The organism is Alishewanella sp. HL-SH06, assembly GCF_052656265.1.
The window spans coordinates 2891054-2915125 of sequence record NZ_CP199752.1 but is presented as its reverse complement, the minus strand read 5'-3'; the positions used below and the strand labels follow the sequence as shown (position 1 = coordinate 2915125).

The following is a 24072-nucleotide window of genomic DNA, read 5'->3' as shown; positions in this document are numbered from 1 at the left end:
AAATTTATCGGAATACCGATATTAAAGGGCGTGACATGACCTCAACATTTAAAAATCTTATCGACCATTTTGGCGATCAGAGCATAGCCGCAGAGATGCTGGGTGTTAAGCAGCCTACTGTAAGTGGCTGGTTAAACGGTAAGCATGGCATGTCTGCTAAAACCGCTTTAAAGGCCGAAAGGCTTACTGGCGGTAAGTTTAAAGCCTCTGATTTATGCCCTGAACTTGCTGAAGTTCTACTTAATGCAGGATAACAGACCTATGAACAATAACACGTTAAAGCCTTCTGGCATTCCACACTGCCCACAAGATGCTGCTTACTTACTTGGTAAACGCCATAACGCCAGCGACTTAGCCCGCAAGATGGGCATGAGCGTTAACGTGCTTGGCAACAAGCTAAACCCCGATCAAGAGTTTCACAAACTTACCCTGGGCGAAGCAGTGGCCATTACCGAACTGGCTAATGACGACGCCATTTTAGAAAGCTGGGCAAATGGCCGCGGTTATGTACTGGTTAAAGTGCCAGGCCAAGTGAGCTGCGATGAAGAGTTAAGTGATCAGCTAATGAAGCTGAGTGAAGAAATGGGCGCGGCATTGGGTGAAATTCGCCATGCGCGTGAGGATGGCATTATTGACCCGGCAGAGTACGAGCATATCAAAGCCAAGATTATGGCAACAGTTACCGAAGCCTTGGCCCTGAAAGAAGTGGTGAAAGGCCAAGTGCGTGATTTACCGCGCCACCCAACTACGCCAATTCGTAAGGGGGCTTAAATGGGCAGCTTTCAACTCGCATCAATTATTTATGTTTGGGTGTTGTTCTTGTCGCTTTTATGGGCGCGTAAGAACGAACCCAAAATTAACCCAATTGTTTTGTTGATCATTGCTGCGGTTCTTGCGGTGATTTTTTACGTGCCGTTAATCGCCATTTGGGCGCTGCAGCTTTTTAATTTACTGACTTGATGCAAGGCCACCCCAGCCGGCGGTGGGGGTAATAACACCGGCAGTTAATACACTGGATACCAACCTCCGCCAGTGTGCATTAACAGACAGCCAGGAAAGACTGGCGCAGTTATGCAGTAAAGCAGTAGCAGTTTAAACCCTGACCCAAGGATGGGCGGTTTAATCAGTTTATTGGGTTGGTGTTAGGCATCTGGCGGGAAAATAAACCGTTGCAGTCGAAGTGGCCAAACACCAACGCCAATGAGCTGAGATAACGGGTTGGGAGTTCCTAGCCGGCCAGCTCATTACTCTGAATGAAACTTAGCGCGGAGTAGGCCATTGGCAGTGCGTAGTTACCCTTGGCGAAGGTTTAATTCATAAGTTAGCCGTGGATATACAGGAAAGCAGCGCAGGAAAGTTACGAACCCGGTTAAGGCCTGCGCCCTTGGGTTCAGCGTCAACTGCAGGACGGTAAAACCGCAGTGGTGATCACGGAATTATGAGGCGGCCCCGTGATTGTCGATCCCGCCTAGTGCCCAAACGCTGTTTACAGCACTAAAAGCACCACGCCAGCTGAAAGGTTGGCACAAATAAAAAAGCCCACTGTGAAGAGTGGGCCAGTCACTAACTTAAGGATACTAAGCCAATGACAGCAACAAATGTAATAGATTTTAACGCCAAACGCAATGAGGCACCGCCCGTGATAGCAGATATTGAAAACGGTTACTGCAAACTGGCTAACGAACTGCTGGAAGAGATATGCCAGCAAGACATTAGCGGCAGTCAGTTTCAGCTGTTACTGGCCATTGTGCGTTGTACGTATGGCTATAACAAAAAGGTGGATCGTGTAACGAACACGTATTTAGCTGAGCTTACTGGCCTTGGCTTAAGTGCGGTTAAATCGGGCCTACAAAAGTTAGAAGCCAGGCACATTATTAGTGTGCAAAAAGCGGGTATTATGAAGCTGGTGGCCATTAATAAAACCATTAGCGAATGGCAAGATTCTGGTACGAAAAAAACCGCTTACACTCGCCAAAAGGCCGCAATTGCACCCACTGAAAGAAGCCGCAATTGCGACCACAAGAAGCCGCAATTGCATCAGCAAGAAGCCGCAATTGTGGCCACTAAAAGCCGCAATTGCGGCCACACCAAAGACAACTTAAATACAACTTACCAAAGACAACTAACAAAAGACACTGGCGCAGTGGCGCCTAAACATTTGGATTACAGCAGCTGGCCTGCTAAGCCGAATGATCAAACGTTGAAAGATTGGTTGGCTTACCGTAAATCGCTAAAAGCTCCCGTTAACCAAACGATTATTAACCGCCTTGCCAAACAGCTTAGCTTGGCAGTAAGCGCAGGCATGAGCGTGGACGATTGTTTGTCTGAAAGCATGACACGAGGCTGGAAAGGCTTTGAATACGCTTGGTTGCAAAACTCGCGTTCAGCACAAAGCACCACACGCCAAAGCAAGCCACACAGTTTTGAAAATCAGCACTACGAGCCGGGGGTTTTATGAGTTTTATTAACGCGATGCCAGCCACACCAGAATTAAACAAGTGCGATAAGCACGGTGAGTACCAAACCCGTTACATTCAGCTGGGTGAGCGTTTTATGGTGAACGCCATGTGCCCAGCTTGTGCTGCTGAAAATAACGCTGCAAACGAAGCCGCAGAGCAAGCCGAGCAAAAGCGCCAAGCTGCTGAGTACCTGCGCCGCCAAAGGCTTGATGCTGGCGTGTCGTTGCGTAACTGTGCGGTTAAGTTTGAAGATTATTTCCCTGCCGACAAAGAACAGGCTGCAAACCTAAAGGCTGTGCAAGATTTTACAAAAAACATTGCTAACGGTGGCCGTGGCAACGTGGTGATGTGTGGCGGGGTGGGTACGGGTAAAACCATGCTGGCCTGCGCTTCGGTAAACACGTTACTGGCCAAAGGTAAGCGCTGCAAAATAATTAAATTAATTGACCTGATCCGCGAGCTTAAAGACACGTGGCGCAAAGGTTCTGAAACCAACGAGATCAAACTGATCAAGTTTTATTCGAACATCGATTTGCTGGTGTTGGACGAAGTGGGCCTGCAATTTGATAGCGACACCGAAAAGCTGTTTATTTTTGATGTGATCGACGGCCGTTATCAAAACATGCTGCCTACGATGCTGATCAGCAACTTAGACATTACCGGCGTTAAGCAAGCCATTGGCGAACGTGTGGTTGATCGCCTGCGTGAAGATGGTGGCACGGTGTTGGCGTTTCGTGGTGCCAGCCAGCGCAAGCCTTTCGATAGTAACGGTGTGATGGTGTCGTAATGGCGAATAAAGATTTTTACATGGCAAAAATGAATGCTGCACTAAACGAATTGGCTTGGGCTAAAAAAGGGCTGCATTCAGTTCCTGCAGATGGCGACAAAGCCTCGTTTACGGTGGCAGATCAACTGCTAGATGAATTGTTAGACGTTGAATGTGCAATGCGAAGAAGTATTAGCTTTGCTGAATTGAATGATTTGAATAGGGATATAGGTATTTAATGCGTTCGCTGGCCGTTGCTATTAACGATACTGCTATTAAAAACCACGCTGCTGATGTAACCGTGGGCGAGTTAGCGGATCTGCGCAGTAGTTTGCAGTTACGCTTTCATAAAAGCCGCACCAAAGGCACTTGGTGTTTAGTGCGGTATGAGCAAGGCAGTAAGAAACGTTACCGCATTGGCTACTGGCCAGCACTGAAAACCAAGGATGCACAAGCTATGGTGCCCGATTTGCTGCAGCGAATTGGCAAGGGTGAGCAGCTGCAAAGCACCGAATTTAGCACCGTTGGTGAGCTTTTAACGTGGTATTTGCAGCGCATTGAACAAGAAACCATTAAAAGCAAAAGCCGCCGCAAAGGCGTGGTGAGTGCGATTAAGCAGCACTTATTACCCAGGCTGCAAACTATCTTACTGTGCGAAGTAAAAAAAATTACTATCGACGAGCGGCTAATGCTGCCGCTGCAAAACGCCAGTTTGAAACCCTCAACCATTCGCCAATACTTTGCCGTGCTTAAGCGCGTGTTTGCCAGTGCTGCTGAATTGGGGTTGATTACTGTTAACCCGATGGCCAGCATGAAGTTTAGCGACCATGTGCAAAAGCGGATCCTACCTAAGTTTGGCAAGCTGCAAGTGCAAGACATTGGCCGCATTAGCACCATGATTATGGGCTTGCCAGAACACATTAAACACCTGCTGCTGTTTATGCTGCTATTTGCCACCCGCATTGGTGAAACTCGACAGTTACGCTGGAACCACATTTGCTTTGATAGCGAGCAAATTGTTATCCCGGATAGCATCACCAAAACAGGTGTGGTGCATGTATTGCCATTAACGGCATTGGCCAGTGCGTTATTACGTGATTATGAGCAGCATTCAACTGGCCCTTACTTGTTTGGCGGTAAAGAACCTATCAGTGCCAGTGAAGCTGATAAGCAAATACGCTCGGTAGCAAGACGCCAATTCAGCGCCCACGACTTACGCAAAGCCGCCCGTTCAGCATGGGCAGAGCTGGGCATAGATTACTGGGTGGCAGAGCGTTTACTTAACCATAAGCCCAAGGGTTTAGATTTGGTTTATATCGGTGGTGCAGATTCATTGAAAGTAAAGCGCGAGGCGTTAGAGCGTTATCACCAGTGGCTATTTGAGCAGTTAGAAACAGGCCATAAGCAGGCCATGAAAGCGGCCTGAAAATAGTAGCCGCTTTATGTGGTGAGGCATAGAGCGAGATTTGGCGTTTTTCAATATGGAACACGCCAAAGGTGTAAAAGAGGGGCAAAACTGAGCATGGCAACACAAAAAAGAGTGGCACAGTTACGAACACGGCGTAAAGAACAGGCAGCATTAATCCAGGGCATTTGTTGTTGCTTAGTGGGTATAGCCTCCATTTTGATGATTGTTTTTATAGCGAGCTAAACCATGAGCAATGAACAGCAGAACCAAACCAACGAACAAAAACCAGCTAGTTGTTTAGATTGGGAGCTTACCCAAGCGCTGATCCATTTAAACAACGCCAAGGGCCTGACTGATAGCCGCCGTGCTCACCTGTTGTTATCGGCTGCGCAGATCGTTAAAGGCGTTAGGGAGTCTTGATCATGGGTGTGCATGTAAATATCAGTTTGGATAAATTCCCGATGCAAGGTGCTTACCTGGGCAAGTCAGTGTCGGTGTGTTTTGGTTATGACTGTATGCACACCATTGCGGGTGTATGTGTGCGCGATGATGCCGAAGCGCCACATTTAACCATCTTTAAATTAGCAGACGGGCGCCATGTATTGGCTACTGAATGCCAGTACAGGGTTATCAGCTGATGATAACGGTAGGTATTGATCCAGATTTAACGGCCAGCGGCTTTGCGGTTATAGCTGGCCGAACAATCCAAAAGCTAGAACGCGTGCCGTTCTCTGGTGTGTTGGCATGGCTCGATGCTAACGGTGGACCAGCTGCGCTGCAAATTAAGATTGAAGATCCTAACTTAATTGCGCCAACGTTCCCGCGCTCGCTACCCAAGGCGATGAATAAGCAGGCAGTGAATAATCGCATCAGCCAAAACGTGGGGCAGGTTAAAGCGGTGGCCACGTTATTAATTGAAACCATGACTGCAGCCGGTTACCAGGTGAAACCTTGCCGGCCATTAGCGGGTGGGCATAAGTCGCGCTGTAAAAAAGATGCCACCTACTTTAACCAGTTAACGGGTTGGACTGGCCGAAGTAATGAAGATTGCCGCGATGCGGCGTTAATTGCGTTGTTTGGGGGCTGAATGGAATTGTTATGGCTTTTTATTGCAACGTTCTCAAACATTTTCTTACTAGGGCTGCAAAGCCAATTTGTAAGGGATCAACGAATAGCCATGTGCTTTGCTGTTAGCTGGGGTATTAGTGCTGCGCAGTTTACGTTTACCAGGGTAATTGCTGGAACCGATAACCCGACAACGGCTTTTATGGTAAGTGGCTGGGCTGGGGCGATTGGTATTTGCAGCAGCATTTACTTTTATAAGTGGTTTCACCCGCGATACCAAAGCTGGCAAGCTGGCAAAGGTTGGTGCAAATGATAAGACGCGATCCCGAGTGGATGCACGGCGGCCACATACTAAAGGCCAACCGCAAGCGGATCGGCTTAACGCAAGAACAAGTGGTTGCGATGATGGACATTAACTTGCGTACTTACCAGAACTGGGAAAACCAAAAGTCAGAACCTGCTTTCGGTATGGTAATGGCGTTATGCGAATGTGTTTTTAAAATTGAACTGCTAGATGCCATCACGGTGGCCCAGGAGATACAAATTGACTGTTAAAGAACTTCATAAACTCATGATCGACTGGGGCAAGTTTTGGGCATCTAAAGAGGGGCTACAAGGCTATGCCAGGGCATCAGTAACGGAACGGTGCTGCCAAGTGTTACGAACGGGCATTTGGGCCAGCTCAGATAAACACTTGTTTAGCCATCATGCTGATCAGATGTTCGTGCCAGCATGGATTGCCAAGCTAGATAGCTGCATGGCCGAGTTACCACCCGCCCAGCGCCGAGTGATTAACCGCCGCTATATAAAAGCAGTGCGTTTAAACAGTACCGAGCGCATCGCGTTGTGGCATGCGCAAACGGCTATATTGTCGGTGTACTAACTTAATAAACCAATAAAAAGCCAATTAATTGCATTATTTATTAAAATAAATTGAAAATACGCAAATTTCTTCGTGTTTTATTAGTTTGAAACAGGCTATTTTTAACTAAGCTTGCAAGAGCTCTAAGTACACAGCGCATACAAAACCTCGGACCTCACCGGGGTTTTTCTTTTTCTGGAAACCCAAAATGAAATCCATATCAGCACGCTTAAGCGCGCTGGGGTTGGCTGCAGTGTTAGCTGTCTCTGGCGGTTACATTGCACTACACGAGGGTGAGGTGCTGGGTTCTTACATTGATCCTGCCGGCATTATGACTGCCTGCTATGGCAGCACAGGCAAGCATGTAACTGCAGGCCAAACATTTTCAGAAGATGAATGCTTATATATGTTGGCAGCTGATCTGCTAGAGCATAACAAGCAGCTTATGGCGGCCGTTAAGGTACCGCTTACTGATGGCGAGCATGTTGCTTACTTGTCATTCCATTACAACGTGGGGGCGGGTTCGTTTCGTTCCTCTACATTGTTAAAGCTTTTAAATGCCAATCATCGTGTTGATGCTTGCCACCAGCTTACGCGCTGGGTGTATGCCAATGGCAAACGCTTAAAGGGTTTAGTTAATAGGCGAGAGCATGAACTGCAGATGTGCTTACGTGATCTGAATGCAGTGGGTAGTTGAATGTTCAATAACGTTAAAAACTATTTGATTTTGATTTTGCTTTTAGTTTCGGTTGGCTTTGGTTTCGCTAACAAATCGAATAAGACTAATGCCGAATCTAAAATCAAATCGCTTTCAATTGAACTGGATGCTCAAACGGATTTGAATTCAAGATTGCTTTCAAACATAAATCAATTGCAATCGGAAACGGATCGGCTTTTAAAAGAAAGACAAACCATTTCTGAATTGAATTCCAATTACAAAGCGAATCTAGATCGGATCCAAAAGCAATTGGTATCTGATATGGATTCAATCCAAACACTGAGGCAAACCGAAAATGAAACTGTTCGGAACTGGATTGATACTGCTGTGCCTGCTGATGTTATCGGCATGCTCAAGTATGCCAGAACCGAAAGTGATCACAGTGACGGTAACCAAGCCGCTGCTGCCGCCTCAGGATTATCTGCAGCGCTGCCAGTTAAGTGAACGTTATGCCATCAACACTAATCTGGACCTGCTTAACTATATTAAGCGGCTCGAAGCAGCTATTGATAGTTGCGATGCCAGCAGCATCCGGTTGATAGACTGGGCAGAGCGCATGAGCACTTACCGCAATGATGACCAATAACATGAGCTATACAATGGACAGAACAGTAACAGGCATAAGCTACGGAGTTAGTGGCACTACTGCACTCGGTGGCATGCTGTCACTTAATGACATCGCACTGCTTATTGGTATTGCATTTACTCTGCTTACATTCTTTATCTCGTGGTTCTTCCATCGCCGCCGGCATCGGTTGGAGTTGGAGCAGCACGAGTGGCGACGCCAGCAGCACCTGTTGAAGATGGAACTGCTTAAACAAAGCGAGCTCGCTACCTCTGGCAAGCTGGTCAACCAGTTGGCAGGGGACCCTGACGATTCAGACCCGCACCGAGGGGGCGAAGAGGCGCGGTAAAACAATTTTTTTCGGCGTTTTAATGTGATCCACCACAGCATTAAGGATCCTCAATATCCATACGGGTTAGCGGGTTGCGCGACCTGCGCATTTGCTAGCATCAAACCAACTAACAAGATGATCGCCATGGCATGGGTACATTACACAGTATTGATGATGCCTACGCCTGGTCAATTAGTAGAATAGCCGAGGCGTTTGGCCTAGACCGACGCACCGTTTCTGCGCGAATAAAAGATTCACGCGCCGAGCCAGCTGGCCTGCGCAAAGGGCACCCCACGTATTTATTGCGTGACATTGGCCCCGCACTCTTTGGCGAAACGCGAACAGCGGTACCGGGTGACGAACTCGACCCCGCGAACATGCTGCCCAAAGATCGCAAAGACTGGTATCAGTCAGAACGCGAACGGCTCAAGCTCGAAACCGAATTAAAAGAATTAGTGCCCGCTGCAGAAGTTGCCCGCGGCTATGCCGACCTGGTGAAAGCCGTGGTGAACCCACTCGACAGCCTTATTGATGAACTCGAATCAAAAGTGGGTTTATCCGGTGACGCGCTCGAACGAGTGCAACGCATCATTGATGGCCTACGCGAAGAAATGTATTTAAACGCAATTCGTGGCGGGGCTGATATCGAGCCGGACGACAGCGACGATGATGAATAGCGGCGATGCTCAGCGTATTAAGCGCGACATAGCGAGTTTATTAAAACCGCCAATTCGCATGTCAGTTACCGAAGCAGTGCAAGAGCATGTGCGTGTTAAGTTGCCCTCTGGCAACTGGGGCCAGTGGGATATCGAAACCACGCCGTATATGCGCGAACCGCTAGATATGCTTAGCAGTCGCAAGCATCGCGGCTTAATATTCGTTGGCCCAGCACGAACCGGCAAAAGCCAAGCTTTGATCGATGGCTTTATTGGCTACGATGTGAAATGCGACCCCAGCGACATGCTGGTGGTGCAAATCACCAAAGAAAAAGCGGCAGAGTTTAGCAAGAAGCGGATCGGGCCTATGCTCGAAAACTCGCCAGGCTTACAACCGCTGCTTAGCCCACGCGGCCACGATAACAACTTACACGACAAAGTATTTCGGGCGGGCAACTATCTCAAGATAGCTTGGCCTGCCAAATCAATATTTGCTAGCAGTGAATGGCGGCGTGTTGCCATCACCGATTACGACCGCACCGCCACCATGCTCGATGTTGAGGGCGAGGGCAGCGGCTTCGACTTAGCACTTAAGCGCACCCAGTCATACCGCAGCCGCGGCATGGCACTGGCTGAAAGTAGCCCAGGTTACGAAGTGCTGGATCCTGATTGGCTACCCAGCCCAGGTGAACCGCATGCGTTCCCGCCTACGATGGGTATCGGCGCATTGTATAACTTGGGTGATCGGCGTGTGCTGTATTGGCCATGCCCAAGTTGCGGTGAGTTTTTCCCGGCTAACTGGTCACAACTGCGCTGGGATACCAGCGAACCCGACATTCGCAAAGCCAGCCGAACGGTAACATGCGTGTGCCCACATTGCGGCGATAGCGAAATAACACAGCTATCGAAACACAGCATGATGATGCAAAGCCGCTGGGTACCCGAACGCTGCAGCATATCGGCCGCCGGCATTATCACCGGCACGCCCATCGACACCGATTTTGTCAGCTACTGGATGCAAGGCCCCGCGGCCAGCTTCCAAAGCTGGGAGCAGTTAGTTTACAACTACCTGTCAGCCGTGCGCGACTTTGAAACCACTGGCAGCCAAGAAAAGCTAAAAGCCACAGTTAACACTGACCAAGGCCGCGCATACAGCTACCAAAAGTCAGATCGCAAACGCAACGCCGACAGACTAGCCGAGCGCGCCGAAGTCAGCACCAAGCGGCATGTGCCAGAAGGTGTGTTGTTTTTGGTGGCCTGTGTCGATGTGCAAGCCGGTAAAGACCGCCGCTTTGTTGTTCAGGTGCACGGCAACAGCGAACACGAACGCTGGCTAATTGACCGGTACAACGTGCGGCTATCTGCCAGGGTAAAAGATGAAAACGCCACCGAATCCAACGAGCGTTATCATCAAATCGACCCAGCGGGTTACCCCGAGGACTGGCAGCAGCTCAGTAAACTAATACTGGATCGCGGTTATCCGCTAGACGATAACAGCGGCCGTGAAATGCACGTTCACCTAATGGTCTGCGATCACGGTGGTGAAGATGGCGTATCAGATAACGCCTATGGCTATTACCGCAAACTGCGCACCGAAGGCCGCCACCACAAACTGATGCTGGTTAAGGGCGGCAGCAAAGCGCAGCCTGAAATGGTTAAGATCAGCTACCCCGACAACACCAAACGGGCTGATCGCAAAGCCAACGCTAAAGGCGATGTGCCGCTGCACATATTGGCCACCAACAAGCTAAAAGACAATGTAAGCAACAAGCTAGAGCGCGAAAGCGCGGGGGCGGGTTATATCCATTTCCCTGACTGGCTCGGTAACTGGTTTTATGAAGAACTGACAGCCGAAGGCCGCGACAATCAGGGCAACTGGGAGCGCGCCAACAAAAAGCGGCCAAACGAAGCATGGGATCTGCTCTGCTATAACGAGGCCGCGCAGTATCAGCTACAAACGCACAAACCCAAATTCTGGTTATCCCCGCCGCGCTGGGCGCAGCAGTGGGAAACAAACACAAACGTCTATCATCCCGACGCGCAAAACCGTGCCCCAGCAGCCAAACTGGCCGCTGCAGCACCGCGACAGCGCAGGGTAAGGTTTAGGTCATAAATGTACAGCGATCAGCAGCTGCAAGAATTAAAAAAAGCCTACGCCAGCGGATTAACCAAGATCCGTTTGTCTAGTGGTGACGAGCTCAGCTACCGCTCACTGGAAGAAATGGAGCGCGTGATCCGCAACATAGAGCAGCAATTAAACCCAGCCCCAAAGCCACGGCGCATGGGCTATGTGATGCGCGTTAACAAGGGGCTGTAATGAGCTATCGTAAATCTGTAATTGTCGGGTTAAATGGCCAGCCGCTTATGATGGGCAATAGCGCCTATCAAGGGGCCAGTTATGGCCGCCGCATGGGTGGCGTTTACGCACCAGGCACCGGCATTAACACCTTGCTCAATTACGCATTAAGCACATTACGCAATCGCAGCCGCGCCGGCCATCGCAACATGCCATTACTGCGCAGCGGCATTGAAAAGAAAGTAACCAACGAAATCGGCATCGGCATTACGCCCCGCGCTAAATGTGCCGATCTGGAATTACGCAAAGCCATAAACAAGCTATGGGATGACAGCTGCTTTCAGTTTGACCCAGAGGGCAACCTTGATGTGTACGGTATGCAGGCACAAATTAGCCGTGCCCGCCGTTTATCCGGCGAATGCTTTATTCGTGCCCGTTACCGCAGTGCTAACAGTAACCTGTTAGTTCCGATCCAGTTTCAAGTGCTCGAAGCCGATTTTGTGCCACTGGAATACAACGACACACTGGGCAATGGCAACCGCATCATAGCGGGTATCGAGTTTAACCGCAGCGGCCAGCGTGTGGCCTACCACATGTACCGCGAACACCCAGGCGAAATGTACAATTATCAGGCCTCACTGGCTAACTTGGTGCGTGTTCCGGCCAACGAAGTGGCCCACCACTTTAACCCGTTACACCCTGGGCAAATTCGTGGCGAACCCGACAGTGCCGCCAGTTTAGTAAAAGCACAAACGTTTGACAGTTACGACGATGCCGAACTGGTACGCAAACAAACCCGCGCACCGTATACCGGTGCCATCTATCGCGAAAACATATCCGAAGAAGATTATTTGTTTGACCCGATCACCGGCGAGCCATTAGACGACAACAGCGTAATGAAAGCGGGCCAAGTAGAAGCAGGCACCATGCTCGAACTGCTACCCGGTGAACGTATCGACTTATTCAAAGGCGACGACACCGGCCAAGGCTATGGCGACTTTATGCGCTGGCAATCACTAATGCAAGCCGCTGGCATGGATATGCCTTATGAACTCTTAACCGGCGACTGGGAAAAAGTCAACGATCGCCTAGTGCGCGCCGTGTTAAATGAATTTAGGCGCCGCATCCAAATGGACCAGTGGCACCTAATGATCCCGCAAGTTATGCGCTGGATGCGTTGGCACTGGCTCAACCGCGCCGTATTAGCTGGCCGCATTAACATGCCGGGCTACGCTACACAAATGAACGAATACCACCAACACACCTGGTGCCCGCATGGCTGGCCATACATTAACCCGAATATCGATGTGGAAGCGAAGATCAACGCCATCGATGCCGACTTAGTGGCACATGAGGACGTGGTAGCAGAAAGCGGCGACGACCTCACCGACATTCAAGAACGCAACAAAGTGGCCCGCAATAATCGCGGCGACCGCAGCCAGCAGCAACGGCAAAAGGATAACAACGATGAGTAAATTGCAATTACTAGCGGCCAGCATGATTAATCAGCCGCTGCTGATGGAGATCAGCCACGCCAAAAGCTTTATTGCCGATCTGCGTCAACGCATTATCAGTGGCGACAACGAACCGCAACTGCACGAAAAAGCCAAACAGGTTGCCGACAGCAGCCGTTATCACCCAGTAACGGGCGCTTATCGCTTTTACGAAATTAGCAATGGCGTGGCCGCGCTCAGTGTTCGTGGCGCACTAGCGCATAAGCAAGGTTGGTACAGCTGGATGATGGGTTATAACGTGATCAGCTATGCCATCGAGCAAGCCATTAGCGATCCAGACGTAAAAGGCATTTATTTAGATATGCACACCCCGGGCGGCAGCGTTATGGGTGCCTTTGATTGTGCAGACCTTATTCACCGTGCCAGCAAAATTAAACCCGTGTGGGCCATTGCCAACGACATGAACTGCAGCGCAGGCCAGTTACTGGCGTCAGCCGCCAGCCGTCGCTTAGTAACCCAAACCGGCATTGTTGGCAGCATTGGCGTAGTAGTCGCGCACACCAGTTACGAACAATATTTAAAAGACGCCGGCTTAGAAATCACCCTATTACACGCAGGTGATCGCAAAGTCGATGGCAACCCCTATCAAAACTTACCCAAAGACGTTGCCGACCGTTGGCAAGCAGACTTAAACGACACCCGCAATAAATTTGCCAACAAAGTGGCGAGCTATACCGGCATGCCACTGCAAAGCATTCTCGACACCGAAGCAGCCACCTACGAGGGGCAAAAAGCGGTAGATATTGGATTAGCCGACGAGTTAGTTCACAGCGCCGATGGCGTTGCCATGCTCGCCGAACATTGCAAAACATTCACTCGCACCTTAACTACAGGAACAACCACCATGTCAGTAGCTCAACCAGCAGCAGCAGCTGCAACCCAAAGCGCTGCCCCGGCAGCCACTGCACCAAACCCTGCGGCCACTTCCGAATCGGCCACGCAAGAATCAGCCGTTACCACGCCAGAAGTTGCCGCAATTGCCGCAACTGCCAGTGCCGACATGGTAATTGAGCTGTGCGAACAGGCCAACATGAGCGATCAAATTGGCCGCTTAGTAAAAGCTAAGCTAACCGAAGAAGGTGTAAAAGCCCGATTAACGGCGCTTAGTGGTGTTCGCGATACCTTAGCCGCCGCCAACTTAAGCCACATGTTTGCAGACGTATCAGCCAAGCTCGACGACCCAGCCGCCATGCTGCAAGTCGCGTTAACTGCTGCCACCGCACACGGTGAAGATCGTGAAGTAAACAGCAGCAAGCAAGTGGTTACCGAAGCCGCAGTAAAACAACCGAATGCCAAAACCGCCTACGCTGATCCAGCACGGCTATAAGCAACCCACTTTTTTTAAACCTGCCCATTGGGGCGTTACTAACATGCCCGCAGGGGCGAAGAGGACAACATTATGTCACAAGTTACAACAGAACTGCCCCGCGCCGGGCAGTACATCAAATCAGAAGTCGGTTCAATCAGCCGCGATACCATTTTATTCACTGGCGGTAAATTTTTACCAGGTGAAGCATTTGGCATTGTAGCGTCTAAAGCCGTTAAGCTTGACTTTGCCGCAAACAGCGGCGCAGAACTGGCTAAAGGCATTACCTACGCTTACGTTGATGCCACAGCAGCAGACGTAAAAGGCGTTTACAGCTCACGTTTAACCGAAGTCAACATGAACGGTTTAATCTGGCCTGCTACCGCAACTGCTGGCCAAGTGCTCGGTGCCGTGGCGGAGCTAGCCAAAAATCATATTGTCGTTCGCGGCTAACGTTTAACCCTACCAACTGAACAACCCGCTCTAGCGGGTTTTTTTATTGCAAAAATCCGCTAATTAAGGAAACACAGTATGAACTTACAACAGTTTATGGCCGATCCACACTTTCAGGTATCAAGCCTGACAGCCGGCATTAACGAAGCGCAATCTGCGCCAACCCTGCTGGCCAGCTTAGGCCTGTTTGCCGAATCAGGCATTAACACCACCACGTTTCAACTGGAATACGACGGCGAAGTATTAACGCTGGTTATGCCAGGCGAACGTGGCGAATCAGTGCAAGGTCAGCGTAAAGCCAACCGCAAAAAAATCACGTTAAGCACCGTTCACTTACCCGTACCGCTTAACATTAAAGCCGACGAGATCACCAATACTCGCGCTTTTGGTACGCAAACCGAAGTCGAAGCGGTGCAAACCGTGGTTAACAAGCACTTATTGCATGCCCGTAACCGCTTAGTCGCTACCCGCGAATTAATGCGCGCAGGTGCTGTAACAGGCAAGGTGTTAGACGGTAACGGCGATCTGCTGGTCGACCTAGATGCCGCCTTTGGCATCACCAACACAGCGGTTGAGTACAACCCTGCCACCAAAAACGCCAAAGCGTTATTAACCGCAGGTAAAACCGCCGCGCGCAAAAACCTTGGCCAAGGCATGGTGCAGCGTTGGTTATTAATGTGTGGCCCTGAGTTCTTCGACGCATTCAGCCAAGCAGACGACGTAACCAAAGCGCTGGCCAACAAAAACGGCAACAGCAACGACTTAGTAGACGACATGACAGATGGCTTAAACTTCCACAATGTCACCGTGTTTGCGTATGACGCTGCAGTAAACAACGAAGCTGGCGAAGAAGTGCCCTTTATCGAACCCGATATGGCGTACTTAATCCCCATGTCACCGGGTTTATTCATGGGCCACAACGCCCCAGCCGATTACGTAGAAACTGTGGGCACACTGGGCTTGCCATTCTACGCCAAAACCGAGCTGGCCGACTTGGGCAAAGGCATCCGTGGCGAAGCGCAAAGTAACCCGTTTTACTTCTGCACACGCCCATCAGCCATTCGCCGTTTCAAGTTACCGGCGTAAGGTTAGGCCATGTCGCGCTTTAGCGCAGCCGCCGCCCTGGTAAAAGGGGCGGTGCTTAACCAGTTTGGCGAGCAGATGGAGCTGTACGCGGCTGATCGTGCCACCAAGTTGCGCAGCTTCAACGGTGTGTTTTTAGAACGCACCGAAGAAGCGGCCGACATGGATCTCATGAACATCGATTTAAAAGTGATCAAAATGGATAACACCATGCTGCCGCACTTACGCAGTGGCCTGTTTGTTAAACATAAAGGCAAGTTTTACCGCCTAGATCAGCCCGCCGATTTGCGCAAGTTTAGCCGTGCGGGAATCAACAACGATCACTTTATAAACTGGTATGTCGTATGAACAGCATCGATGATGCTGATCAGTTCTTACGCACACTGGCCGCCGACAGCCAACGCGCCATGGCCGAAACGCTCAACGCGGCCGCCAGCCAGTTACGGCTCGATGCCATAAACGCCATCAGTGGCCGCTATAAGCTAGAGCGCAGCTACGTAACCGAAAACCTAACCGTGCGCACCCGTGCGAACCCGAAAAACCTCGAATCAATCATCAGCGCCCGCATGCGCGGCACTATGTTGGCGCGCTTTGGTGCCACTCAGCAATACAAAGCAGGCAAAACCGTTCCGCAACGCACAGCCGGTGTTAGCGTTAACGTAGTACGCAGCAATCCTAGCAAAACCATCGAACAAGCGTTTTTTATCCGCTTAAAACGAGGCGACAGCGAGGGCGGCAATATGGGCATCGCCATACGTAACAGCAAAAACCGTGATGATTACCGCATTTTGTACGGTATGTCAGTGCATCAGGCATTTAGCTGGTACCGCGACGAGCTAGAACCCAGCGCCGATGAACTATTCGATGATTTCGTAAGCAGGCTAAACCTATGAACAAAGCGCACCAAGTGCTGCAAACCGCCACCGCCAAACTGCAGCAGGCGTTCCCTAATGCCACTGTTAAAAGCGGCTGGGCCAGCAGTTACTTGCGCAGTGTTGAACACTGGCCACTGATCACCATTGCACCCATCTTTACCAACGCCAACTATTCAGGCAAAGCGGTTAAAGACGATATGCAATTGCACATTCAAGTGGTCGAGCACGAAAACGGCGAGCCCGAAACACTACCCGAACGGTTGTTAACCTATTTAAGCACATTACGCAGCACGCTATTTAGTCAGCAACTGGATGATCGGCACAACAACTGGCACGGCCTATTAAACGGCCAGCCAAACGAGGGCGCAGAAACGCGCTTTATCGAACCGAGCGCAGGCCAACCCTTTGCCGGTTTATCCCTAATTTTAACCACCAGCTATAGCCAAACTATGGAGTAACAACCATGTCACAACCAGTTCAGGTGTCGTTTATCGGCTCCGGCGTTATTTATTACAAAGGCCGTGATATCGGCAACTGCTCTGCCGCTGATATCACTTATGACGTAGACAAACAAACCCTGCCCAACTACCGGGGCGGTGGCGGCAACGCCGACGTATACGAGCGCATCAGCGCAGTAAACTTGGCACTGGGCATTACCAGCTTAAACGCCGCCAACTTAGCGCTGTTAAACAACGCCTCAGTAACCACACTTACCGGGCAAGACGTAACAGACGAAGAAATCGTAGTAAGCGACCTAGACCGCCTGATCCGTGTCGACCACATGATCGACACCACCCAAGCGGTATCGGTAAAAGACGCGCTAGACGCAGCCGTGCCAGCATTGCACAGCGTAAACGGCACACCCAACTACACCGTAACGTCAGCCGGTATTATCGTGCCAACAGGCTCAGAAATTGAAGCCCTAGACGAAATCAAAGTAACGTACAAAGTGCCAGCAGGTTACTTGCTGCAAGCGTTATTAACGTTCGGTGAAGAAGGCGATGTAGTCATTGACGGCCTAAACGACATCAACGGCAAACGCCACGTTATCGACTGTTGGCGCTGGAAGCCAAGCCCAACTGGTATTAGCGCGATCACCACCGAGTTCGCCACCGCAACCGTAACCGGTGAACTGTTATCAGACGAGAACAAACCGGCTGGTACTAGTAAGTTCTTCCGCATCACCGCAGCCAGCTAACCCTGGGCCATTCCCGGCACGTAAAACTGCCGGGCTTTTTCACGTTTACCTAACATTAATAATTGGCTATATTTAAGGTACATTATTCATGTTAAGGAAAACGATATGCTAACAACAACCCTGTTTGTGCTGTTACTAAGCAGCACCAGCCAAGTGTACAAGTGCGACTTTAACGGCTCAGCTATATACAGCCAGCAGCCGTGCGGTGATGATGCCGAACTGGTAGAAATTAAAACCACCAGCGTAGGCGGCAACACCATCAGCACTTTGGCGCCAAGCAAGCCAGCAATGAGCGAGTACGATCAAATATCGCTCAACATTGATAAGCGCAATTTAAACATTGAGCTGGTAAAGCTTAACGCCCAAAAAGAGCGCACCATTAAACGGCGCAATGCCGAACTGGCCGCGTTAAGAGCAAAGCAAAGCCGCGCTAGAAACAATTTAGCGGGAGCAACATTTTTAGAAAGCATTTCAACAGAAATGAATGCCGTAGTTAGCCGTTACGATGCCGACATAGCCGAGCTTAACAGGCAAATCGATCAGCTAACGGCAAGGATAAGAAAGCTTTAAATAAATCTGTATTAAAATTGTTCAATGATTTAAATTACTTGTTCAAATTAATAAGTTAAGGATAACAAAAAATGCCAAGTTATTTAGAAAGCACAATAAGCCAAGGTGAACAAATAATATTTCAAGGCCAAGTTAGCTTGTGGTCTTTGTTTATCCCTATGTTCTTTGGGTTTTTCTTTCTATTCAACCCTGAGACACTGCTTATTTCAATTTTATGTTTTATTTACGTTTTTGTAATTTACAAGACAACCGAGATGGCTTTTACAAACAAGCGTCTTGTAGCCAAAACAGGTTTTATAAGTAGAAAAACAATAGAAATAAATCTGAATAGAATTGAAAGCTTACAGGTTGAACAAGGGATTTTCGGTCGCATTTTTAATTTTGGGTCTTTAGTCCTCAGTGGTGCTGGTGCACCACAAGCGCCAATAAAAGGCATTAAGAACCCATTAGGTTTTCGTAATGAGTTTTTTAAATACTTAGACAGCCAAAAAAGTTAATTAAATTACTTTAACAACCAACCCGCTTCGGCGGGTTTTTTATTAAATGCCATTTGCATTAAGTAGTTCAACAATCTTGTTTATAAGTTCTTCATGAGTTAACTGGCCAGTAGCATTTTTTAGCTTTATGGGTTTTACGTGTTCGCTTCGGCTATGCAGTTCAACGGCATGCTCTATGGCAGCAACCACTTCAGCATTAACAGAGCGTTTGTTTTCGGAAGCCAATCTGTGAATTTTATCTTTTAATTCAGCTGGTAACCGAATGTTTATTTGCGGGTCTCGAATAGTCATAAATAAATTCCAAATATTTATTGACATGATAGCCCATGGCTACCATACTGCAATGGTAGCCACTGGCTACCATTGTTAATAAGGAGCTTAATATGCCACGCAAAATCACTACAGACATGATGTTACGTATGCCGCCAGAAATGCACAAAGTTATTAAAAGTATAGCGAAAGAACAAGGTCGCTCATTAAATGCAGAATTACTGTATCGGTTACGCCAAGCCTATGCGGCTGAAGGCGTAATCATTGAGGCGGCATGAGCCGAAAAAAGAAAGCCCCAACTGCGCGAACAGTTGAGGCCGGATTTACCAACTCAGAAGGAAAGTAAACATGACCAGTATAGCTGAAAATAGTGTTGACGCAACACGTGAAATGAACCACCGCTTTAACATGATTGATAACGTAGACAACTTGTCAAAATTGGTGGTGCAGTCTCGGGCATTAATAACGTCAATGCTTATGCCAGATAATTTGCAATGCATGCACCCTGAAACAATCGCTAACCTGCTGTGGTTATTAGCAGACAGGCTAGATGAAATGGAAAACGTTATCCCTAACTTTAATAGTGGGGTGCTGCAATGAACAAATTACCCGTAATTGCAGGTGTCGAGATCACCACAGACGAGCAAGGCCGCTTTAACTTAAATGCGCTCCATAAAGCTAGTTGTGCAGAAAAGCATAAAGCTCCAAATAAGTGGCTTGAAAATAAATCAGCGCAAGAATTGATATCTGAGCTTGAAAGTCAAACCCCGAATTCGGGGTTAGCTGAAAAAGCAATCAATTCTGTAAAAGGTGGTTCAACCCCCGGCACCTTTGCCCACGAACTGTTAGCGGTGTCTTACGCAGGCTGGATCAGCCCCGCGTTTCAGCTAAAGGTTAACCAGGTGTTTTTAGATTACCGCAATGGCCGCTTACAGCCAGTGCCGCAATTTGATCCCGCCGCCGCCCTTAGCGATCCAGCCACCATGCGCAGTTTGCTGCTGGGTTATACCGAAAAAGTGCTAGCGCTAGAGGATCAGATCAAAGAGATCAAGCCAAAAGCCGAAGCGCTGGATCGGATCGCAACATCAGACGGCAGCATGTGCATTACCGATGTGGCAAAGCTGCTGCAAATAACCAAGCCAAAAGAGTTGTTTGGCATATTGCAACAAAAGCAGTGGATATTTCGCCGCCCAGGTACAACTTGCTGGCTGGGTTACCAAGACAAGGTGCAAAGAGGCTTGCTAGAGCACAAGGTTACAGAGGTTAGCCGCAGCGACGGATCAAACAAAGTGGCGCAGCAAGTTAGAGTTACCCCAAAAGGTATTGCCTTGTTGTCGCAACTGATAAACCAGTCAGCCACTGGTTAAACAAATACAGCCCGCCACGGCGGGTTTTTTTATGCCTGTATTTTAAGGACATCACATGTCAGTTAAACAAAAGTTCATCGACTTAGTATTGCGCGGCAAGGACTTATTCAGCCCAACCGCCAGCAATGCCGCCGCTGAATTAAAGAAGCTACAGGCTGAAAGCAAAGAAACCTCTGATCAATTACGCGCACTTGAAAAAGCGCAAGCAGAACTGTTAAGGGCGCAAGGTATTGAGCTTTACGCCAAAGAGGCAGAACAAAGCCTTGCTTTAGCGCGTGCCGAAGTTACCCGCCTAGCCCGTGAAATGGATGCGGCAGACCGACCAACTAAAGAACAAAGTGAAGCATTAAAGTTAGCCAGCCGTTCGGCCAGCCAACTACAAACCGAATACAACAAGCTGCAAACGCAGTTATCCAGATCAAAAGCTGAATTAAAAGGTGCGGGTGTTGATACCGACAGCCTAGCAGACGAACAAAACCGCTTACAAAATGAAATAAAGCAAACATCTAACGCATTAAGCGAAAACCGGAGCAAACTGCGTGATACCCGCACCGCCCTAAAAGAAACCGAAGTTGCTACAGAAAGCTTTGGCAGCAAAATTGGCGGCGCAACTAAAGCGTTAATTGGTTTTTTTGGGGCTTACATTGGGCTTGGAAAGCTAAAAGATAGCCTAGTTGGCATTTTAAGCACCGCCGACGAATTAGAATCTTACAGTTTTCAGTTTGCTGGTTTGTTTGGCGGTATCGCACAAGGCGAACAAGCCACGGCTTGGGTTGAAGAGTTTGCCAAGAACACTGGTACACGCCTTAGTGGTGTGCGCGATGCGTTCGTACAATTAAAAACGTTCGGCATCGACCCCATGAACGGCAGCCTAGAAGCGCTGGTTGATTACAACGCCAAAATGGGCGGCAGCCAAGAAAAGCTTGAAGGTATTATCCTAGCGGTAGGGCAAGCATGGGGTAAGCAAAAGCTGCAAGGTGAAGAAATCTTGCAGTTAGTTGAGCGTGGTGTGCCTGTTTGGGATTTGTTAGCAGAAGCAACAGGCAAATCAACTGCTGAATTGCAAAAGCTAAGTACCGCTGGCCAGTTAGGCCGCGATGCTATTTCTGGTTTAGTTACCGCAATGGGCAATGCCGCTGAGGGCATGGCAGAGGCTGGGCTTGATCGGCTTGGCGGGCAAATAAATGTTGTATCTAACAACTGGGAAAACTTCCAAAAGCTTATTTCAGATAGCGGCCTTTATCAAGTTGCTGTGCAGTTCCTTAAAGACTTAAACGCCCAGTTTGACGAAATGGCCAATAACGGCCAGCTGCAAAAAGCCGCGCAAGATATTAGTAACTTTTTCTCTGGCCTTATTAAAGGCAGTGGCGAATCAGTTAAAGCCTTTACCGAATCAGTAAGTGGCCTAATTACATTTATTAATATTGTAACTGGTTCGGTTCGAATTTTTGTTAACGGTTTATCTTCTGCGTTATTTCTCACCGCCGCGGCCTTTACAGGCACTGTTTCGCAAATGATTGCAACGCTGGGCAATTTAGCTGATGCGGTGGGCGCTAATGACATTGCAGCAAGGCTAGAAGAACAAGCTGCAGCAATATGGGCAGTGCGTAACGCTTACTGGGAGCAGTTTAACCAAGACAGCGAAGATATATCCGCTGGCTGGGCGCAAATCACCAACGCCATAACAACATCAAGCACCACGGCCACGCAAACCATTGTTAACAATGCGGCCGAACAAAAAGAAGCCATCGAAGAAGTACAAACAGCAGAGCAGCAAAGGGCAAGTAAATCTGCTGAGCTTGCGCAGTTAATGGCAAAGGCCAACATCACTACATTAAGTAGTTTGCAAGAGCTAGAAGCGGCAGCAAAAGCAACTTATGATGCCGTGGCGTTGGGTGCAGAGCAGGGCATAGTTTCAACTTTTGAAGTTGAGCAAGCTTACCAGGCATGGGCAGAATCATCTTTAAAAGTAGCCGCTGCTACTAAAACCATGGTGCCAGAAGCGTTGCGCTTAGAAGCGGCCACGCTTGGTTTAACCGATCAGCTTGAAGAGTTAGCCAAAAAACAGGGTGTATCAGATGAACTAACCCGCCGCCAAGGTAAGAGCTTTGCCGCTATTCAATCAGAAATTAACAAAACCAAAGAATCAATCGACTTTTATAAGCGAGTATTAAAAGACACAACCACATCAACTGAAGAAAAAGCCAAAGCGACCAATAAACTCATTGAGGCTGAAGCGCTTTTAAAAGGGCAGTATCAAACACTAGCAAAGCTTGAGCAGTTACGCAAAGGCAGTTATGCGCAGCTTCGGCGCGAATATGAGTTAGCGACACAGCAGGTTGATGAATTAAACAGGAACTACACTAACGGTTCAATTACAACCGAAGATTACAACAATAAACTAGAACAACAGATTATTTTAATTCAAATACTAAAAGGCTTGATGCCTGAAGTTAATGAAGAAACTGACGATCAAAAAGACGTACAGGAAGATGCTGGCGAGCAAATAGAGCAAACGAACGTTGTTGTTGAAGAACAAGTTGAGGTGCTTGAAGAGCTTAAGAACACCACACAGGGCGCAACTAAGTACACCAGCCTATTAGCCAGCGCCCAAGAAGCATTACGTACAGAATTTGATTTTACTGAAACCACTACAGAAGATCTCAATAAGCGGCTAAACGAGTTAACAGGCTTTATTGTACAAAACAACCGCGTTACCAATATCTGGTGGCGAGATTTAGCGCAGGCCAGCAACGAAGCGTTTGAACGTGAAAAACTGATCATTCGCGAAACAATGGCGATGCGCGGTTACATTGAGCAGCTTGGCAACGCTGCACTCAGCATGAATGACTTAGCGCAAATCAGCCGTGCGGTAGATCGCGGTTTCACTGAACTGGGTGAAAACGACATGGCCGTGCTACGCCAAGCCATTACCGATGCCGAAGCGCGCTTATTGTCGTTCCGCGACGAGTTACAAGGCACCGTTAGCAGTTTGCAAGACGAACTAGACCGCCTAAACAACAACCAAGCCGCCATTGAAAAACGCGCTTACGAGCAAAAAACCGCAGAACTGCGCGCCAAGCTCGAAGCCGCACAGGCCACTGGCGATGCCGCCACCATAACCGCCGCCAAAGAAGCGCTAAAACTGAACGAGCAAATTTACAAAATTAAGCAGCAACAAGCCGCCGACGACATCAAAGCCGCCAGCAGCACCCGCAGCACAACCAGCCCAAGTGCTAGCAGCGCCTTACCCACAGTAAGCCAACTGCCGCAAACCATTGTGCCAGTAACCAGCACCGCGCCAAGCACAAGCAGCGTTACCCGCACCGTGCGGCTGGTGCTAGAGCTACAAGGCCAAAGCTATAACGCCGACATGAGCATCAGCGCCGCCGATCAGTTATTAGCGCAAATCGAACGCGCCCGGAGTACCTCATTATGATTATCGACAGCATTGTGCTTGATGATGACTTTGTGCGCACAGACGCCTACTGGCCAGCCCATCGTAGCAGCAGCCAGTATGCCAGCAGTGGCGCGCTAATTATCGAGCTAGCCGCTATGCAAGCCGGTGAACCTATCACGCTGAACAGTGGCGATCACTGGATCCGAAAAAGCAAAGTAGATGCACTTTTGGCCCACATTAAACAAGGCCTCACCAGTTTTAACGTAACCCTGCCCGACGGCAGCACACACAACTGCATGTGGGATTACAGCAACCAGCCATTAACCGCCGAGCCACTGCGCCGCGAAACCTACCCAACTGCCAACAGTTGGCTGGTAAACGTGCAGCTGCGCTTGATCAAACTAGACTAAAAA

At 49.0% G+C, this 24072-nt stretch carries 36 protein-coding genes; 34 read left to right on the top strand and 2 right to left on the bottom strand.

What is annotated here, in order from left to right; genetic code table 11:
* The first annotated feature begins 35 nt into the window (after positions 1–35).
* The 10 genes from ACUJFK_RS13490 (at position 36) to ACUJFK_RS13445 (ending at position 5720) form a co-directional block, all read left to right on the top strand.
* Entirely contained in the window at positions 36–254 is a 219-nt protein-coding gene (locus ACUJFK_RS13490) for a transcriptional regulator (protein WP_445425197.1), read from the top strand.
* A 7-nt stretch (positions 255–261) separates the two neighbouring features.
* Positions 262–771, top strand: coding sequence for a phage regulatory CII family protein (locus tag ACUJFK_RS13485; protein WP_445425196.1), 510 nt, complete (start codon positions 262–264; stop codon positions 769–771).
* Complete coding sequence (locus ACUJFK_RS13480) at positions 772–960, top strand: hypothetical protein (RefSeq protein WP_445425195.1); 189 nt, start codon at positions 772–774, stop codon at positions 958–960.
* A gap of 625 nt (positions 961–1585) precedes the next feature.
* The gene (locus ACUJFK_RS13475) at positions 1586–2458 is read left to right on the top strand and encodes a replication protein (RefSeq protein ID WP_445425194.1); all 873 of its coding nucleotides are present in this window, start codon (positions 1586–1588) and stop codon (positions 2456–2458) included.
* The gene (locus tag ACUJFK_RS13470; RefSeq protein ID WP_445425193.1) at positions 2455–3246 is read left to right on the top strand and encodes an ATP-binding protein; all 792 of its coding nucleotides are present in this window, start codon (positions 2455–2457) and stop codon (positions 3244–3246) included. The genes ACUJFK_RS13475 and ACUJFK_RS13470 overlap by 4 nt, the downstream gene beginning before the upstream one ends.
* Positions 3246–3464 carry a hypothetical protein gene (locus tag ACUJFK_RS13465; RefSeq protein WP_445425192.1) on the top strand — a complete coding sequence of 73 codons (219 nt, stop codon included), beginning with the start codon at positions 3246–3248 and terminating at the stop codon, positions 3462–3464. Before ACUJFK_RS13470 ends, ACUJFK_RS13465 begins: the two co-directional genes overlap by 1 nt.
* On the top strand, positions 3464–4651 hold the full coding sequence (locus tag ACUJFK_RS13460) for a tyrosine-type recombinase/integrase (RefSeq protein ID WP_445425191.1): 1188 nt from the start codon (positions 3464–3466) through the stop codon (positions 4649–4651). The genes ACUJFK_RS13465 and ACUJFK_RS13460 overlap by 1 nt, the downstream gene beginning before the upstream one ends.
* 228 nt (positions 4652–4879) lie before the next feature.
* Positions 4880–5053 carry a hypothetical protein gene (locus tag ACUJFK_RS13455; protein WP_226750307.1) on the top strand — a complete coding sequence of 58 codons (174 nt, stop codon included), beginning with the start codon at positions 4880–4882 and terminating at the stop codon, positions 5051–5053.
* A 2-nt stretch (positions 5054–5055) separates the two neighbouring features.
* The gene (locus tag ACUJFK_RS13450) at positions 5056–5271 is read left to right on the top strand and encodes a hypothetical protein (protein ID WP_445425190.1); all 216 of its coding nucleotides are present in this window, start codon (positions 5056–5058) and stop codon (positions 5269–5271) included.
* Positions 5247–5720, top strand: coding sequence for a hypothetical protein (locus tag ACUJFK_RS13445; protein ID WP_445425189.1), 474 nt, complete (start codon positions 5247–5249; stop codon positions 5718–5720). Before ACUJFK_RS13450 ends, ACUJFK_RS13445 begins: the two co-directional genes overlap by 25 nt.
* A gap of 48 nt (positions 5721–5768) precedes the next feature.
* Here ACUJFK_RS13445 and ACUJFK_RS13440 read toward each other — a convergent pair whose 3' ends face one another.
* Entirely contained in the window at positions 5769–5966 is a 198-nt protein-coding gene (locus tag ACUJFK_RS13440) for a hypothetical protein (RefSeq protein ID WP_445425188.1), read from the bottom strand.
* 41 nt (positions 5967–6007) lie between these two features.
* Between ACUJFK_RS13440 and ACUJFK_RS13435 the strand changes: the two genes are divergently transcribed.
* From ACUJFK_RS13435 to ACUJFK_RS13345, 19 genes are all read left to right on the top strand, one after another.
* The gene (locus tag ACUJFK_RS13435; RefSeq protein ID WP_445425187.1) at positions 6008–6253 is read left to right on the top strand and encodes a helix-turn-helix domain-containing protein; all 246 of its coding nucleotides are present in this window, start codon (positions 6008–6010) and stop codon (positions 6251–6253) included.
* Positions 6243–6581 (top strand): hypothetical protein, encoded by a 339-nt coding sequence (locus ACUJFK_RS13430; RefSeq protein WP_445425186.1) that lies wholly within the window; start codon positions 6243–6245, stop codon positions 6579–6581. The genes ACUJFK_RS13435 and ACUJFK_RS13430 overlap by 11 nt, the downstream gene beginning before the upstream one ends.
* A gap of 187 nt (positions 6582–6768) precedes the next feature.
* Complete coding sequence (locus ACUJFK_RS13425; RefSeq protein ID WP_445425185.1) at positions 6769–7257, top strand: lysozyme; 489 nt, start codon at positions 6769–6771, stop codon at positions 7255–7257.
* Positions 7258–7722 (top strand): hypothetical protein, encoded by a 465-nt coding sequence (locus ACUJFK_RS13420; protein ID WP_445426809.1) that lies wholly within the window; start codon positions 7258–7260, stop codon positions 7720–7722.
* On the top strand, positions 7616–7864 hold the full coding sequence (gene lysC, locus ACUJFK_RS13415) for an Rz1-like lysis system protein LysC (protein ID WP_445426787.1): 249 nt from the start codon (positions 7616–7618) through the stop codon (positions 7862–7864). The genes ACUJFK_RS13420 and lysC overlap by 107 nt, the downstream gene beginning before the upstream one ends.
* Complete coding sequence (locus tag ACUJFK_RS13410) at positions 7851–8192, top strand: HP1 family phage holin (RefSeq protein WP_445425184.1); 342 nt, start codon at positions 7851–7853, stop codon at positions 8190–8192. The genes lysC and ACUJFK_RS13410 overlap by 14 nt, the downstream gene beginning before the upstream one ends.
* Positions 8193–8323: 131 nt before the next feature.
* Positions 8324–8851: a DUF1441 family protein gene (locus ACUJFK_RS13405; RefSeq protein ID WP_306178027.1), complete on the top strand. Its 528-nt coding sequence runs from the start codon at positions 8324–8326 to the stop codon at positions 8849–8851.
* On the top strand, positions 8841–10943 hold the full coding sequence (locus ACUJFK_RS13400; protein ID WP_445425183.1) for a phage terminase large subunit family protein: 2103 nt from the start codon (positions 8841–8843) through the stop codon (positions 10941–10943). Before ACUJFK_RS13405 ends, ACUJFK_RS13400 begins: the two co-directional genes overlap by 11 nt.
* Positions 10944–11147 (top strand): phage head-tail joining protein, encoded by a 204-nt coding sequence (locus ACUJFK_RS13395; protein ID WP_306178029.1) that lies wholly within the window; start codon positions 10944–10946, stop codon positions 11145–11147.
* Complete coding sequence (locus ACUJFK_RS13390; RefSeq protein WP_445425182.1) at positions 11147–12601, top strand: phage portal protein; 1455 nt, start codon at positions 11147–11149, stop codon at positions 12599–12601. The genes ACUJFK_RS13395 and ACUJFK_RS13390 overlap by 1 nt, the downstream gene beginning before the upstream one ends.
* Positions 12594–13967: a S49 family peptidase gene (locus ACUJFK_RS13385; protein WP_445425181.1), complete on the top strand. Its 1374-nt coding sequence runs from the start codon at positions 12594–12596 to the stop codon at positions 13965–13967. The genes ACUJFK_RS13390 and ACUJFK_RS13385 overlap by 8 nt, the downstream gene beginning before the upstream one ends.
* 72 nt (positions 13968–14039) lie before the next feature.
* Positions 14040–14399 carry a head decoration protein gene (locus ACUJFK_RS13380; protein WP_306178032.1) on the top strand — a complete coding sequence of 120 codons (360 nt, stop codon included), beginning with the start codon at positions 14040–14042 and terminating at the stop codon, positions 14397–14399.
* Positions 14400–14477: 78 nt separating this feature from the next.
* Positions 14478–15485 carry a major capsid protein gene (locus tag ACUJFK_RS13375; RefSeq protein WP_445425180.1) on the top strand — a complete coding sequence of 336 codons (1008 nt, stop codon included), beginning with the start codon at positions 14478–14480 and terminating at the stop codon, positions 15483–15485.
* A 9-nt stretch (positions 15486–15494) separates the two neighbouring features.
* Positions 15495–15830 carry a hypothetical protein gene (locus tag ACUJFK_RS13370; RefSeq protein ID WP_445425179.1) on the top strand — a complete coding sequence of 112 codons (336 nt, stop codon included), beginning with the start codon at positions 15495–15497 and terminating at the stop codon, positions 15828–15830.
* Positions 15827–16375: a hypothetical protein gene (locus ACUJFK_RS13365; RefSeq protein WP_445425178.1), complete on the top strand. Its 549-nt coding sequence runs from the start codon at positions 15827–15829 to the stop codon at positions 16373–16375. The genes ACUJFK_RS13370 and ACUJFK_RS13365 overlap by 4 nt, the downstream gene beginning before the upstream one ends.
* The gene (locus ACUJFK_RS13360; protein WP_445425177.1) at positions 16372–16815 is read left to right on the top strand and encodes a hypothetical protein; all 444 of its coding nucleotides are present in this window, start codon (positions 16372–16374) and stop codon (positions 16813–16815) included. The genes ACUJFK_RS13365 and ACUJFK_RS13360 overlap by 4 nt, the downstream gene beginning before the upstream one ends.
* 5 nt (positions 16816–16820) lie before the next feature.
* Positions 16821–17555, top strand: a complete 735-nt coding sequence (locus ACUJFK_RS13355) for a phage tail tube protein (protein WP_445425176.1) — start codon at positions 16821–16823, stop codon at positions 17553–17555.
* Between the two features lie 105 nt (positions 17556–17660).
* Positions 17661–18125, top strand: coding sequence for a hypothetical protein (locus ACUJFK_RS13350; RefSeq protein WP_445425175.1), 465 nt, complete (start codon positions 17661–17663; stop codon positions 18123–18125).
* Between the two features lie 71 nt (positions 18126–18196).
* Positions 18197–18622, top strand: a complete 426-nt coding sequence (locus ACUJFK_RS13345) for a PH domain-containing protein (protein ID WP_445425174.1) — start codon at positions 18197–18199, stop codon at positions 18620–18622.
* Between the two features lie 42 nt (positions 18623–18664).
* On the opposite strand, the gene ACUJFK_RS13340 is transcribed toward ACUJFK_RS13345, so the two are convergent.
* Positions 18665–18940, bottom strand: a complete 276-nt coding sequence (locus tag ACUJFK_RS13340; protein ID WP_445425173.1) for an Arc family DNA-binding protein — start codon at positions 18938–18940, stop codon at positions 18665–18667.
* Between the two features lie 65 nt (positions 18941–19005).
* On the opposite strand from ACUJFK_RS13340, the gene ACUJFK_RS13335 reads away from it, so the two are divergent.
* The 5 genes from ACUJFK_RS13335 (at position 19006) to ACUJFK_RS13315 (ending at position 24069) form a co-directional block, all read left to right on the top strand.
* The gene (locus ACUJFK_RS13335) at positions 19006–19170 is read left to right on the top strand and encodes an Arc family DNA-binding protein (protein ID WP_445425172.1); all 165 of its coding nucleotides are present in this window, start codon (positions 19006–19008) and stop codon (positions 19168–19170) included.
* Positions 19171–19240: 70 nt separating this feature from the next.
* Positions 19241–19492, top strand: a complete 252-nt coding sequence (locus ACUJFK_RS13330; RefSeq protein ID WP_445425171.1) for a hypothetical protein — start codon at positions 19241–19243, stop codon at positions 19490–19492.
* Positions 19489–20259 carry a phage antirepressor KilAC domain-containing protein gene (locus ACUJFK_RS13325; RefSeq protein WP_445425170.1) on the top strand — a complete coding sequence of 257 codons (771 nt, stop codon included), beginning with the start codon at positions 19489–19491 and terminating at the stop codon, positions 20257–20259. The genes ACUJFK_RS13330 and ACUJFK_RS13325 overlap by 4 nt, the downstream gene beginning before the upstream one ends.
* Positions 20260–20314: 55 nt before the next feature.
* Positions 20315–23698 carry a tape measure protein gene (locus ACUJFK_RS13320; RefSeq protein WP_445425169.1) on the top strand — a complete coding sequence of 1128 codons (3384 nt, stop codon included), beginning with the start codon at positions 20315–20317 and terminating at the stop codon, positions 23696–23698.
* Positions 23695–24069: a hypothetical protein gene (locus ACUJFK_RS13315; protein WP_445425168.1), complete on the top strand. Its 375-nt coding sequence runs from the start codon at positions 23695–23697 to the stop codon at positions 24067–24069. The genes ACUJFK_RS13320 and ACUJFK_RS13315 overlap by 4 nt, the downstream gene beginning before the upstream one ends.
* The last annotated feature ends 3 nt before the right edge of the window (positions 24070–24072 follow it).

Excerpts from the sequence above, each read along its gene's own strand:
- ACUJFK_RS13365 (WP_445425178.1), top strand. The coding sequence starts at position 15,827 with ATGAACAGCATCGATGATGCTGATCAGTTCTTACGCACACTGGCCGCC.
- ACUJFK_RS13375 (WP_445425180.1), top strand. The coding sequence starts at position 14,478 with ATGAACTTACAACAGTTTATGGCCGATCCACACTTTCAGGTATCAAGC.
- ACUJFK_RS13340 (WP_445425173.1), bottom strand. The coding sequence starts at position 18,940 with ATGTCAATAAATATTTGGAATTTATTTATGACTATTCGAGACCCGCAA.
- ACUJFK_RS13370 (WP_445425179.1), top strand. The coding sequence starts at position 15,495 with ATGTCGCGCTTTAGCGCAGCCGCCGCCCTGGTAAAAGGGGCGGTGCTT.
- ACUJFK_RS13480 (WP_445425195.1), top strand. The coding sequence starts at position 772 with ATGGGCAGCTTTCAACTCGCATCAATTATTTATGTTTGGGTGTTGTTC.
- ACUJFK_RS13355 (WP_445425176.1), top strand. The coding sequence starts at position 16,821 with ATGTCACAACCAGTTCAGGTGTCGTTTATCGGCTCCGGCGTTATTTAT.
- lysC (WP_445426787.1), top strand. The coding sequence starts at position 7,616 with ATGTTATCGGCATGCTCAAGTATGCCAGAACCGAAAGTGATCACAGTG.
- ACUJFK_RS13345 (WP_445425174.1), top strand. The coding sequence starts at position 18,197 with ATGCCAAGTTATTTAGAAAGCACAATAAGCCAAGGTGAACAAATAATA.
- ACUJFK_RS13395 (WP_306178029.1), top strand. The coding sequence starts at position 10,944 with ATGTACAGCGATCAGCAGCTGCAAGAATTAAAAAAAGCCTACGCCAGC.
- ACUJFK_RS13470 (WP_445425193.1), top strand. The coding sequence starts at position 2,455 with ATGAGTTTTATTAACGCGATGCCAGCCACACCAGAATTAAACAAGTGC.
- ACUJFK_RS13325 (WP_445425170.1), top strand. The coding sequence starts at position 19,489 with ATGAACAAATTACCCGTAATTGCAGGTGTCGAGATCACCACAGACGAG.
- ACUJFK_RS13490 (WP_445425197.1), top strand. The coding sequence starts at position 36 with ATGACCTCAACATTTAAAAATCTTATCGACCATTTTGGCGATCAGAGC.
- ACUJFK_RS13425 (WP_445425185.1), top strand. The coding sequence starts at position 6,769 with ATGAAATCCATATCAGCACGCTTAAGCGCGCTGGGGTTGGCTGCAGTG.
- ACUJFK_RS13400 (WP_445425183.1), top strand. The coding sequence starts at position 8,841 with ATGATGAATAGCGGCGATGCTCAGCGTATTAAGCGCGACATAGCGAGT.
- ACUJFK_RS13410 (WP_445425184.1), top strand. The coding sequence starts at position 7,851 with ATGATGACCAATAACATGAGCTATACAATGGACAGAACAGTAACAGGC.
- ACUJFK_RS13315 (WP_445425168.1), top strand. The coding sequence starts at position 23,695 with ATGATTATCGACAGCATTGTGCTTGATGATGACTTTGTGCGCACAGAC.
- ACUJFK_RS13390 (WP_445425182.1), top strand. The coding sequence starts at position 11,147 with ATGAGCTATCGTAAATCTGTAATTGTCGGGTTAAATGGCCAGCCGCTT.
- ACUJFK_RS13455 (WP_226750307.1), top strand. The coding sequence starts at position 4,880 with ATGAGCAATGAACAGCAGAACCAAACCAACGAACAAAAACCAGCTAGT.
- ACUJFK_RS13435 (WP_445425187.1), top strand. The coding sequence starts at position 6,008 with ATGATAAGACGCGATCCCGAGTGGATGCACGGCGGCCACATACTAAAG.
- ACUJFK_RS13420 (WP_445426809.1), top strand. The coding sequence starts at position 7,258 with ATGTTCAATAACGTTAAAAACTATTTGATTTTGATTTTGCTTTTAGTT.
- ACUJFK_RS13445 (WP_445425189.1), top strand. The coding sequence starts at position 5,247 with ATGCCAGTACAGGGTTATCAGCTGATGATAACGGTAGGTATTGATCCA.
- ACUJFK_RS13350 (WP_445425175.1), top strand. The coding sequence starts at position 17,661 with ATGCTAACAACAACCCTGTTTGTGCTGTTACTAAGCAGCACCAGCCAA.
- ACUJFK_RS13380 (WP_306178032.1), top strand. The coding sequence starts at position 14,040 with ATGTCACAAGTTACAACAGAACTGCCCCGCGCCGGGCAGTACATCAAA.
- ACUJFK_RS13330 (WP_445425171.1), top strand. The coding sequence starts at position 19,241 with ATGACCAGTATAGCTGAAAATAGTGTTGACGCAACACGTGAAATGAAC.
- ACUJFK_RS13405 (WP_306178027.1), top strand. The coding sequence starts at position 8,324 with ATGGGTACATTACACAGTATTGATGATGCCTACGCCTGGTCAATTAGT.
- ACUJFK_RS13485 (WP_445425196.1), top strand. The coding sequence starts at position 262 with ATGAACAATAACACGTTAAAGCCTTCTGGCATTCCACACTGCCCACAA.
- ACUJFK_RS13450 (WP_445425190.1), top strand. The coding sequence starts at position 5,056 with ATGGGTGTGCATGTAAATATCAGTTTGGATAAATTCCCGATGCAAGGT.
- ACUJFK_RS13320 (WP_445425169.1), top strand. The coding sequence starts at position 20,315 with ATGTCAGTTAAACAAAAGTTCATCGACTTAGTATTGCGCGGCAAGGAC.
- ACUJFK_RS13465 (WP_445425192.1), top strand. The coding sequence starts at position 3,246 with ATGGCGAATAAAGATTTTTACATGGCAAAAATGAATGCTGCACTAAAC.
- ACUJFK_RS13460 (WP_445425191.1), top strand. The coding sequence starts at position 3,464 with ATGCGTTCGCTGGCCGTTGCTATTAACGATACTGCTATTAAAAACCAC.
- ACUJFK_RS13335 (WP_445425172.1), top strand. The coding sequence starts at position 19,006 with ATGCCACGCAAAATCACTACAGACATGATGTTACGTATGCCGCCAGAA.
- ACUJFK_RS13360 (WP_445425177.1), top strand. The coding sequence starts at position 16,372 with ATGAACAAAGCGCACCAAGTGCTGCAAACCGCCACCGCCAAACTGCAG.
- ACUJFK_RS13475 (WP_445425194.1), top strand. The coding sequence starts at position 1,586 with ATGACAGCAACAAATGTAATAGATTTTAACGCCAAACGCAATGAGGCA.
- ACUJFK_RS13385 (WP_445425181.1), top strand. The coding sequence starts at position 12,594 with ATGAGTAAATTGCAATTACTAGCGGCCAGCATGATTAATCAGCCGCTG.